Here is a 12,292-nt window from a genome sequence, read left to right on the forward strand (position 1 = left end):
TATGGAAAGATTATGAATATACAGGAAATCTATGGATAGTAGATTCTAATAAATTATTCGGGGGATTTATTAGTTAAGTATATTAACTTGTTTGCACTGAATTTTACATATAAAGGGGTATTAGTAATCATGAAAGCAAAGAAATTAGTAAGTTTAGCGTTACCAGTTATGTTATTGAGTGGTTGTATTACAATTGAAACTGATGGTAAGAAAGCTGAACCAAAGAAAGAAGAAACGCAAAAGGTAGAGAAAGAGAATAAGACTTCTGAAAAAGAGAGTAAGTCAACTGATAGCAAGAAAGAGGATAGCTTATCAGTAGCGAAAGGTGAAGGTACAAATAGTAGCTCATCAAGTAGTCAACCAAGTTCTTCTTCAAATAATTCAACTTCTTCAACTGGTAAGGTAACGGGTTCAGATGTTGAAAGGTACAAGGCAGATATTATAAACAGTGCTACTCAAATTGAAGATACAATGAAATTAATTGAAGGAATAGCAGATTCAGACGTAAAATCATACAAACAAAAGAAAAGTGAAGTGCAACTGAGTTTAGGTGGAGCAAAGGCAACTGCAACGAAACTGAAGAATCTACAAGCGCCTCCTGAGTTACAGGGAGAACAGGCGAAGATAAAGCAGTCGATGGAACTATATGCGGATTGTTTTCAACTTCTATTTGATGCATTGGACCAAGAAGACGAAAGTAAAATGCATCAATCATTAAGTAAAGCACAAGAAGGTTCGAAACTGTTTGAAGAGGCAGCGAAGAGTATCGGTAGTAAAACCAACTAAGAATAAATTATTTTAAGGGGTACTTGTGGGTGCAGTTGGTGCAAGTGAAGAGTTAGGAATTAGTTATGGAAACACATTACAAATTTATCAAATGGACGATAATGTTCGTATTCGATATGTAAAACAATAAATAATTGGTGAAAAACTCTGTAATAAAATTTACAGGGTTTTTTTGTTAGTTCTAGTTTATTTTTTTTGTCTTCCTAAGCGCTAAGCATACTAGTATAAGTTGAGAAATGAACAAGAAGATTTGATGGGGAATATTGAATTTCCGATAAAAAATAACAATAGTAGACGCGTTTTTTTCACGGTTTAAACCATAGTAACTGTAACCATCCAAAGCCCAATTCATACACTATGATGGAGGCTTTTTACTTACTAATTGGATGAAAAAGGAGTGTAATCATGAAGAAACGTACTGTTAATGAAGCGGGAGGGAATGTGCCACAACCAATCCGTAGCGACGGAGCAGGTGCGATTGATTCTGGACCTCGTAATGTTATGCGGGATATTCAAAATCCGAATATGCTCGTTCCGCCTATAACGGATGCAGGGTTAGTTCCTAACTTGAAGTTTTCATTCTCGGACACTTCTATGATTTTGAAACAAGGCGGGTGGTCTCGGGAGATTACTGCTCGGGAACTACCGGTTTCGACGTCGATTGCGGGAGTAAATATGAGTTTAACGGCCGGTGGAGTACGAGAACTACATTGGCATAAAGAAGCAGAATGGGCGTATATGCTTTTAGGACGGGCACGCATAACGGCTGTTGATCAAAATGGACGGAATTTTATTGCTGATGTTGGACCAGGTGATCTTTGGTATTTTCCGCCTGGTATTCCGCATTCCATTCAAGGATTGGAACATTGTGAATTTCTACTTGTTTTCGATGATGGACATTTTTCTGATTTATCTACTTTAGCTATTTCTGATTGGTTTGCGCATACGCCAAAAGAAGTGTTGTCGGCTAATTTTGGAGTACCTGAGAGTGCTTTTCATTCTATCCCTTCAGGTCAAGTTTATATTTATCAAGGAGAGGTGCCAGGTTCGCTTGAAAGTCAGGAAGTTCAATCACCGAAAGGGGAAGTTCCTTTAACATTTAAACATGAACTGTTAAAACAAAAGCCAATTAAGACTCCTGGTGGTAGCGTTCGAATTGTAGATTCTACAAATTTCTCTATTTCAAAAACGATCGCAGCAGCGCTCGTTGAGGTTGAGCCTGGTGGAATGAGAGAACTTCATTGGCACCCGAATAATGATGAATGGCAATATTATTTGACAGGGGAAGCGAGAATGACTGTGTTTCTTGGAAATGGTACCGCTCGTACATTTGATTATAGAGCTGGCGATGTCGGATATGTACCGTTTGCGACGGGGCATTATATTCAAAATACAGGTACCGAAACATTATGGTTTTTAGAGATGTTCAGAAGCAATCGTTTTGAAGATGTATCGTTAAATCAATGGATGGCACTGACTCCTAAAGAAATAGTGGAGAGTAATATACATGTTGGCCCGCAAGTAATGGATTCTCTGCGTAAGGAGAAGTGGCCTGTTGTGAAATATCCAGGGTTTTCATATAGTCCGAAAAATGATGAGTAAAAATGAAAATTTGCGTTATTCTTTCTGGAGACTGATAAGAAGGGATGGCGTATTTTTTATGCCTAATCTAGTCTTTATCCCGCTATTTGCTGGGCAGTAAGACCCCACCTCAAAATTCAGCGGAAGCAAAGAAGTTAGGTGGGGGGCGGGCTGTCCGTAAAAGCACGATTGGTGAGGGCTGATTAAAGTTTCACTTTATTAGTATCCGCTCTTTGTATTATTGTTCGGGAAATTATTATCGGAGCATAGTATAGGGAAGATACATATAAAATAGCACTATTATAAGCTGTAACGCATAAGTTGCACAGGCGATGCAACGATAACTAGCTTTACTCTTCATCATTTATTTGAGCATAATGGGCATAGAGAGGTGATAAACACAGTATGATTTTTAGTGAGCGTTTAAAAGAAGAAAGGGAAAAAAGAAATTGGTCGCAAAATGATTTGGCTGAAAAAATTCATGTAAGTAGGCAATCTGTTTCGAAATGGGAGACGGGAAAGAACTATCCGAGCATTGAAATTATTATTCATTTAAGTGATTTGTTCGATATTACGATTGATGAACTGCTAAGGAGTGATGAAGAATTGACGCAGAAAGTAATTGAAGATAGTAAGAAATTGGCATATCCAAAATGGAAGGTGTTTTTTGATAGTTTATTTATGATAGGGGTATTTTTACTTATTGCAAAAATCGTTGTATGGATGCTAAATAAATTTGCTGGAGCAAGTATTGCAATTGTAGCAGATGCGCCATATGTAATGAATCTTTTACCCCTTGCATTCATGATTATAGGTGGTATAGGTTCCGATAAGTTGAAGAAAATATATAGATAGAGGAAATAATTTCTCTGCACTAGCTGTTCTTTCTACTCAAATTGTGTACTATAAAGGATAGATAGGAAGGGTAACTAACTGTTACGATTTATTTAACCATTTATAACCAAAGTTAATTAAATATATCAGTAAGCCCTGCTAGTCAAGTGATTGGCTAGTAGTGAGGGTTAACTGCGGGCAATCCCTAAAGCTGATTGAACTACAACGTGGCTAGAAATGGCGAGCGTGAATGTCGCGAAAGCAGAAAAAATCAATCAGATGGTGCAAGGTTAAATCCTAAACACTAGAACAATGGGTCTTCCGCCTCGAATCATCTAAGTCAAAAGTGATAAGATGAACGTTCAACGACTATCTCGTATAACTGACGAGAGTACATCACAAGCCTATGGTGGTGGAAAAATCCTCTATCTTTAATTAGATAAACATATAGTCTGCGCTCATGTGAAAACATGAGAAGTTCATAAGAGAACTGGCTAAGGAATTGCGCCCTTAGTTGAACGAGATACATTTAATTAAATCTATCAAACCTCATTGAATATATCGAACGTATGTGCTATGGCGGATTCAATGAGGTAAGAATAATAATGAAATTTTTACGAGTTAGTCAAGTATCAGAATTAACAGGTTTGCATCCGAGTAGTCTCAGGAGAATGCTGGTGGAACACGCTACGATTCAGAAGAACAAATCTTTCATTAAAGGAGTTACATTCTGATGATATTGGCGAAGAAAGTCAGACTAATTCCAACGCTTGAACAAGAAAAAGTGCTTAGAAACCATGCTGGAGCTGCAAGATTCGCTTATAACTATTGTAAAAGAATGAGTGATAGATACTATAAGCTATTTGGAAAATCTGTTTCACAGTTAGCTTTACAGAAACGATTTACAAAGATCAAGAAGCAAAAGAGATATGAGTGGTTAAAAGACATTAATGCACAAGTGCCCAAACAGGCTTCAAAAGATTTTGATACGGCGAGAAAACATTCGTTCAAAAAGTACAAAAATGGTTATCACACTTCTTATAAATCCAAAAAAGATTTGATCCAAGGATTTTATGCCAATTATGAAAGACTGGTTATAGGAAAGAAAGCCGTTCATATTCAGTCTATTGGAGAAGTGAAAACAAGCCAACAACTACCAAGGAATAAAAAACCATCCAATCCAAGAGTTACCTTTGATGGTCGTCACTGGTGGATTAGTGTGGGGTTCCAAGAAGACTTTGAATCACAAGAACTAACCAATGAGTCAATCGGTGTGGATGTTGGTTTAAAAGAGCTGTTTGTAGCTTCTAATGGTACGAAAGAACGAAATATAAACAAAGACGCCAAGGTTAAAAAACTTTTGAAAAAGAAAAAGTCAGCGCAAAGAGATATGTCTAGGAGATTTAAAAAAGGTGTGAAAATTCAATCTGCTGGATATGAAAAAGCGAAAGCTGAGCACCTGCGGTTATCTAGGAAAATTATGAATATCCGAAATAACCATATCCGTCAAGCAACAGCTAAATTGGTGAAAACCAAACCAATGAGGATTGTTGTGGAAGACTTATCTATTTCAAACCTGTTAAAAAACAAAAAACTATCGAAAGCATTTTCATTTCAAAAATTACACTTCTTCTTTCAATGTTTGTCATACAAGTGCGAGAAGTACGGCATTCAGTATGTAAAAGCTGATAAATGGTTCGCTTCAAGCAAGATTTGCTCATATTGCGGCGTAAAATACGACCATTCAGTTCAACCAGAAGGACAGTGGAGCTTAAAAATACGTGAGTGGTGTTGTGCTTCATGCAATAGCTATCACGATAGGGATGTAAATGCTGCGATAAATTTATCAAGATGGGTAAAATAAATGCTTGATAATAGGAGGTAACGATACTGCCTCGTGTGGAGTGTTATACCCCTCGTCCCTTCGGGGTTGCGAGAACACGATGAAGCACTAACTTGTGTAAATTTGATTGAATTGTATAGATTTAGTTAAGTTTATCGTATCGGGACATATAGAATGGAATTTCATGAACAGAAGATTTTGCCGGCAGTGAGGCAAATTAAAGATTTGGAAAAGCTATTACATAGTTCGTATGAATATATCGTTATTTTAGATATTCATGTCGGCCAATTGAAGAGTGTTATATCACTTGCGAAGCAATATTGTAAAAAGGTGTTTTTACATGTGGATTTAATTCATGGCTTGCAGAGTGATGGGCATGCGACGGAATATTTATGTCAGGAGTTTAGACCGTACGGGTTACTTTCGACAAAGGCGAGCGTTATTATGAAGGCGAAGCAAAAAGGTGTTGTGGCAATACAACGCATCTTTTTAATCGATTCGAGTGCGATGGAGAAGAGCTGCAATCTTTTAGATAAGACGAAACCGGATTATATTGAGGTGCTTCCAGGAGCAATGACGGATATTATCGCTGAAGTGAAAGAGCGTACTGGTGTACCGATTTTAGCAGGTGGTTTTATTCGTACTGTAGAAGATGTGGAAAGAGCTTTAAACGCTGGTGCGACAGCGATTACGACGTCAAAACGCGAACTATGGAAACATTACCAAAAAAAGTGACGAAAATGTGAAAAAATTCTGTTGACACCGCTTTCATAAGAGGTTAACATTATAGACAAGTTAATAAACGTGACGGAGAAAAGAAGAGATCCACATTTCATTGTTTCTATATAAATTTATATAGAAGCGTGCAAAGCTGTGGGTCTTTTTCTTTTGACAAAAACGAATGGCCATTCATTTTACCTCTATCACATTTGGAAGCGTTTAAATTGATTGTGGAGGGATACTATGTCAGCATTTTTAGGAGAGTTAATAGGGACTGCGTTGTTAATCGTACTTGGTGGCGGCGTTTGTGCTGGTGTAAGTTTAAAGAAATCGTTTGCGAAAGATTCAGGTTGGATTGTTATTACAATGGGCTGGGGCTTAGCAGTAGCGGTTGCAGCGTATGCGGTTGGATCAATTAGTGGGGCACATTTGAATCCAGCTTTAACGATAGGACTGGCATTTAAGGGAGCGTTCCCATGGAGTGACGTACCAGGTTATATCGTAGCACAAATGATTGGGGCAATTATCGGGGCAGTTATCGTATATTTACATTACTTACCACACTGGAAAGAAACAGAAGATCCAGGAACAAAGTTAGGTGTATTTGCAACAGGTCCAGCAATTCCGAACACATTTGCAAACCTTTTAAGTGAAATGATTGGAACATTCGTTTTAGTATTTGGTATATTAGCAATTGGTGCAAATAAATTTGCAGATGGATTAAATCCATTTATCGTAGGTTTCTTAATTGTAAGTATTGGTTTATCATTAGGTGGGACAACAGGATACGCAATTAACCCAGCACGTGATTTAGGTCCGCGTATCGCACACTTCTTCCTTCCGATTGCAGGAAAAGGCGGTTCAAACTGGAAGTATGCATGGATTCCAGTAGTAGGTCCAATTTTAGGTGGATCACTTGCAGGTTTATTCCATCAAGTTGTATTTGAAGGAAAACAAAATTCAGCACTTATTTATGTGATTATCGCAACTGTGATTGTACTAGCAATCTCTTATATGACAAGTAAAAAAAGCGGAAGCAATACAAATAGTAGAAAAGTAGCATAAGGGGGAAACCGATATGAAAAAATATATTCTTTCATTAGACCAAGGAACAACAAGCTCACGTGCAATTTTATTCAATAAAAAAGGTGAAATTGTTCATTCAGCTCAAAAAGAGTTTACACAACATTTTCCAAAGCCGGGCTGGGTAGAGCATAATGCACAAGAAATTTGGGGATCTATTTTAGCAGTTATCGCAACTTGCTTAAGCGAAGCAGATGTAAAACCAGAACAAATCGCTGGTATCGGTATTACGAACCAACGTGAAACAACGGTTGTATGGGATAAAACAACTAGTAAACCAATTTACAACGCAATCGTATGGCAATCTCGCCAAACAGCTGAAATTTGTGATGAGTTAAAAGAAAAAGGTTATAGCGAAATGGTTCGCGAAAAAACAGGTCTTTTAATTGATGCATACTTCTCTGGTACGAAAGTAAAGTGGATTCTAGATAACGTTGAAGGTGCAAGAGAGAAAGCAGAAAACGGCGATCTATTATTCGGAACAATTGATTCATGGCTTGTATGGAAACTATCTGGTGGTAAAGCACACGTAACAGATTACTCAAACGCATCACGTACGTTAATGTTTAACATTCACGACTTACAGTGGGATGATGAGCTTCTAGAAATGTTAACAGTACCAAAGAGTATGCTTCCAGAAGTACGTCCATCATCTGAAATATATGGAGAAACAATTGATTACCACTTCTTCGGTCAAAATGTACCGATTGCAGGTGTAGCTGGTGACCAACAAGCAGCATTATTTGGACAAGCTTGTTTCGGTGAAGGTATGGCGAAAAATACTTACGGAACTGGTTGCTTCATGCTAATGAACACAGGTGAAAAAGCAGTAGCTTCTGAGCACGGTCTATTAACAACAATTGCATGGGGAATAGATGGTAAAGTAAACTACGCATTAGAAGGAAGTATTTTCGTAGCAGGTTCTGCAATTCAATGGTTACGCGACGGAATGCGCATGTTTAAAGATGCAAGTGAGAGTGAAGTGTATGCTTCTCGCGTTGAATCAACTGACGGTGTATACGTTGTACCAGCATTCGTTGGACTAGGAACACCTTACTGGGATAGTGAAGTACGCGGCGCTATGTTTGGTGTAACACGCGGTACGACGAAAGAGCATTTCATTCGTGCAACGCTAGAATCTTTAGCTTACCAAACGAAAGATGTATTATGCGCAATGGAAGCAGATTCAGGTATTGAACTGAAAACATTACGCGTTGATGGCGGAGCAGTTAAAAATAACTTCTTAATGAAGTTCCAAAGTGATATTTTAGATGTTCCTGTAGAGCGTCCGGTGATCAACGAAACGACAGCTTTAGGTGCAGCATACTTAGCTGGTCTTGCGGTTGGATATTGGAAAAACCAAGATGAAATTAAATCACAGTGGCATATGGACAAACGCTTTGAACCAACGATGGAAGCGAAAACAAGCGAAGAGCTATATGCTGGATGGAAAAAAGCAATTGAAGCAACAAAAGCTTTCAAATAATCATAAACAGTGTTATAATGGTGACAAGTTAATAATTCGGTAGGAGATTTGGAGAGACCACAACGCGCTATAGAGGCGAAATCTATAGCGGAGTTTGTGGTCTCTTTTTTCGTTATCAAAGGGAGGAATTACCATGAAATTTTCAAGTAAACAACGTAAAGACGTATTAAACGGAGTAAATAAACAAGAGTTAGATGTGATCGTAATTGGTGGAGGTATTACTGGTTCTGGTATTGCATTAGATGGAGCAACACGCGGGTTATCAACAATTGTGTTTGAAATGCAGGACTTTGCAGCAGGTACATCAAGTCGTTCAACGAAGCTTGTACACGGTGGTCTACGTTATTTAAAACAACTTGAAGTGAAAATGGTAGCAGAGGTGGGTAAAGAGCGTGCGATCGTATATGAGAACGGTCCCCATGTAACAACACCAGAGTGGATGTTACTTCCGTTCCATACAGGCGGTACGTTCGGATCATTTAGTACATCAATTGGTCTTCGTGTATACGACTTCTTAGCAGGTGTAAAACGAAGCGAGCGCAGAAAGATGTTTAACCGTGAAGAAACATTAAATAAAGAGCCTCTTGTAAAAAAAGAAGGATTAAAAGGCGGCGGTTACTACGTAGAATATCGTACAGATGATGCGCGTCTTACAATTGAAGTAATGAAAGAAGCAATTGAGCATGGTGCGAAAGCTGTTAACTACGCAAAAGTAGACAGTTTCTTATATAAAGATGGAAAAGTATGCGGTGTACGTGTAATCGATTTACTAGATGGTGAAGTATATGAAGTTTACGGTAAGAAAATTGTAAACGCAGCTGGTCCTTGGGTAGATACACTTCGTGAAAAAGATAACTCGAAAAAAGGAAAAGTACTTCAGTTATCAAAAGGTGTTCACTTAGTAATTGATCAAAAACGTTTCCCACTAGGGCAAGCGATTTACTTCGATACACCAGATAAACGTATGGTGTTCGCGATTCCTCGCGGCGGAAAAACATACGTAGGTACAACGGATACGTTCTATGATAAAGATGCAGCTGTACCACAAATGACAACAGAAGATCGCACATATATCATTAATGCGATTAACTACATGTTCCCAAGTGTGAAAATTACAGAGAAAGACATTGAATCAAGCTGGGCTGGTGTACGTCCGTTAATTTATGAAGAAGGTAAGAATGCATCTGAAATTTCTCGTAAAGATGAAATTTGGACTTCTGAATCTGGTTTAATTACAATCGCAGGTGGTAAATTAACAGGATACCGCAAAATGGCTGAAATGGTAGTAGATTACGTAACGAACTTACTACAAAAAGAAGGTCATAGCGCATATCCGAAGAGCGATACGAAACATATGCCAATCTCTGGTGGACATGTAGATGGTTCACACGGATTCCCAGCATTCGTTGCGAAAAAAGCAGACGAAGGTAAGAAATCTGGTTTAACGAAAGCACAAGCAGAAGAATTCGCGAAATTCTATGGCTCTAACGTTGATGTACTATTTGGCTTAGCGAAAAAACATAAAGACGAAGCGAAAGAATACAACATGCCGCTTGACGTTCTAATCCCACTTGTATACGCAATGGATTACGAAATGACAGCAAAACCAGTTGACTTCTTCGTACGCCGCAGAGGCGCTGTATTCTTCAACATCCACTGGGTATATGAGTGGAAAGAAGCAGTAATCAACTACATGGCTGCGAAACTAGGCTGGAGCAAAGAAGAACAAATGAAATATACAGCTGAACTAGAAAAAGCATTAACAGACGCTGTAATTCCTGTAGATCAACAAGAACAGGCAGCTGCGTTAGCGTAAAATAGATAGATATGTTTTTGGAAGAAAGAATTGTGTAGGTATAAAAATGCACAATTCTTTTTTTATTATAGGGGATAAATTATGAGTATTTGGCGTTAAAAAGACTCTTATCATTAATGGAGAGAGTCTTTTTATTTTGCGTGCCCAGCTAAGCTGGACACTGCTTCCTGGTGAAAGTCCAGCCTAGGTAAGAGCCAAGTCGCCTCGTAGCTGACAGGCAACTGGTGGAGAAATCCTAAGGTTGAAGCCCTGTGACAAAGTAACTTCTACTTAGAAGTGCGAGCGAATCAGCAGACCGTAACATAAAGTGAACCTTGCCCGCCTCGTTAAAAGAAACCTAGCAATAGGACAAAGGGAAGCTGAGCCTGGTGAATATAGGCGAAAACCATGGAAGATGTGAAGAACTTGGAAACACAGCATCGAGGAATCCCTCGGGGTACGGAGGATGGTATGTTGAGAAAGTAGTGTCTGGAACTAGGGAGACCCTCCTTTGCCCTTTCTTTCAGAAAGGAGAGAGAAAGCCTATAAGCATATGCGAAATGGTGGACTGTAAAGAGGGAGTCGGAGGAGGTCATAGTACTGAATATTATAACCACAACACAACGTTATGTAGGGAAGGACCTCTACTTTGTTCATAAGTTGGAAGGAGGTACGAGTGAGTGAATGCTGGAAAACTAGCTAACTACACCGATGTAAAAGCTCAAGAACTTTGGAAGACTTTATATCTTTGTGCCAAAGAAAATTCAAGCCGAAGATTTCATGCGTTGTATGATAAGATTTATCGTCCTGGTATACTAGCTGAAGCATGGTGAAGAGTAAAACGGAATAGAGGAAGTGGAGGAGTGGATGGACAAAGAATTGAGGAAATTGTGCACCAATATGGAGAACGTAACTTTCTAAATGAGTTGTAAAAGGAGCTCAAAAATAAGTCATATCATCCACAAGCTGTGAGAAGAACCTATATTCCAAAGGGGGATGGAAAACAAAGACCACTTGGAATTCCTACGATCAAAGATAGAGTTGTACAAATGGCAACAAAATTAGTCATTGAACCAATCTTTGAAGCTGATTTTCAAGACTGTTCGTATGGATTTCGCCCGAAACGAAACGCGCATCAAGCGATATCGAAGATACGGAAAGCGAGTAAAACATCTCATTGGATAGTAGACGTAGACATCAAGGATACTTTGATAACATTAATTATGATAAATTAATAAGGCTTGTAGAAAGAAGCATCAGTGACCGAAGAGTGTTAAAACTCATTAGAAAATGGCTGGAAGCGGGAATCATGGAATATGCGCAATTTCATGAAACGACAGTAGGTACACCACAAGGTGGCGTGATATCTCCGTTACTTTCTAATATATATTTAAACTATATGGACACCATTTGGGAAAAGAAGTGTAAACACTTGGGGGAACTAATTCGATATGCCGATGACTTTGTCATCGTATGTCAAACAAAACAACAAGCACTAGAAAGTATTCGGATACTACAATCCATTATGAATAAGTTAGAACTTACAATCTATACAGAAAAGTCAAAGCTAGTGAATACGTGGGATGGCAACGAGGGATTTGATTTTCGAGGATTTCACCATCGAAAATACCCTAAACCTGTGAAAGGCGGGAAGAAAGTGTATGTGATGGCATATATTCCGAGCCAGAAAGCCATGAAGAAAATGCGAGAACGCATTAAAAGATACACAGAGCCGAGGAACAAACTGTATTTACAATTAGAAGAGATGGTAAAAGGTTTAAATAGAATTCTACAAGGGTTCAAGAACTATTATAGTGTATCTTCAATTGGACAGAGGTGGCTATGTAAAATAGACTGGTATGTCCTAGAACGGTTGAACCTTTTCTGGAATAAGAAAAGAAATGTTAGAAAGAAACATGGCCGTATCAAGGAATTGATAAAGAAAACAACATACATACTCGTGAAAGTAGGAAGCTAGAATAAACGGAAAGCTAAAGAAGGAAGAATATCGGAAAGCCGTATGAGGAAAAACTTCACGTACGGTTTGATGAGGCGAAGCCAGCCCTAAAGAAATTTAATCTGTTTCAGTTTTCTACTCTACGAGAATATATTGGGGGATGTTTCGAGTGTGACTATCTCTTGCTGGTGAATCAAGAGATGGGTT

Annotated in this window: 8 protein-coding genes and 1 pseudogene; all 9 read left to right on the forward strand. The window is 38.5% G+C overall.

Annotated elements, in window-relative coordinates:
- Window positions 1–129: 129 nt before the first annotated feature.
- The 9 genes and pseudogenes from JFU02_RS24775 (at window position 130) to ltrA (ending at window position 12,106) form a co-directional block, all read left to right on the forward strand.
- Complete coding sequence (locus JFU02_RS24775) at window positions 130–786, forward strand: DUF7018 domain-containing (lipo)protein (RefSeq protein WP_000644838.1); 657 nt, start codon at window positions 130–132, stop codon at window positions 784–786.
- A 405-nt stretch (window positions 787–1,191) separates the two neighbouring features.
- Complete coding sequence (locus JFU02_RS24780; protein WP_201071808.1) at window positions 1,192–2,388, forward strand: oxalate decarboxylase family bicupin; 1,197 nt, start codon at window positions 1,192–1,194, stop codon at window positions 2,386–2,388.
- Between the two features lie 384 nt (window positions 2,389–2,772).
- Complete coding sequence (locus tag JFU02_RS24785; RefSeq protein ID WP_000577640.1) at window positions 2,773–3,222, forward strand: helix-turn-helix domain-containing protein; 450 nt, start codon at window positions 2,773–2,775, stop codon at window positions 3,220–3,222.
- Window positions 3,223–3,934: 712 nt separating this feature from the next.
- Window positions 3,935–5,065 (forward strand): RNA-guided endonuclease InsQ/TnpB family protein, encoded by a 1,131-nt coding sequence (locus JFU02_RS24790; protein WP_201071811.1) that lies wholly within the window; start codon window positions 3,935–3,937, stop codon window positions 5,063–5,065.
- Window positions 5,066–5,218: 153 nt separating this feature from the next.
- Window positions 5,219–5,779 carry a glycerol uptake operon antiterminator GlpP gene (gene glpP / locus JFU02_RS24795; protein WP_000394286.1) on the forward strand — a complete coding sequence of 187 codons (561 nt, stop codon included), beginning with the start codon at window positions 5,219–5,221 and terminating at the stop codon, window positions 5,777–5,779.
- 228 nt (window positions 5,780–6,007) lie between these two features.
- Entirely contained in the window at window positions 6,008–6,829 is an 822-nt protein-coding gene (glpF, locus tag JFU02_RS24800) for a glycerol uptake facilitator protein GlpF (RefSeq protein ID WP_001272200.1), read from the forward strand.
- Between the two features lie 13 nt (window positions 6,830–6,842).
- The gene (gene glpK, locus JFU02_RS24805; RefSeq protein WP_000760014.1) at window positions 6,843–8,333 is read left to right on the forward strand and encodes a glycerol kinase GlpK; all 1,491 of its coding nucleotides are present in this window, start codon (window positions 6,843–6,845) and stop codon (window positions 8,331–8,333) included.
- Window positions 8,334–8,466: 133 nt separating this feature from the next.
- Complete coding sequence (gene glpD, locus JFU02_RS24810) at window positions 8,467–10,149, forward strand: aerobic glycerol-3-phosphate dehydrogenase (protein ID WP_000672827.1); 1,683 nt, start codon at window positions 8,467–8,469, stop codon at window positions 10,147–10,149.
- Window positions 10,150–10,808: 659 nt separating this feature from the next.
- Window positions 10,809–12,106, forward strand: a pseudogene (gene ltrA / locus JFU02_RS32820) (group II intron reverse transcriptase/maturase).
- Window positions 12,107–12,292 lie beyond the last annotated feature (186 nt).

Origin of the sequence: Bacillus sp. TH13 (genome assembly GCF_016651175.1) — a bacterium.
GTDB classification, from domain to species: Bacteria; Bacillota; Bacilli; order Bacillales; family Bacillaceae_G; genus Bacillus_A; species Bacillus_A thuringiensis_S.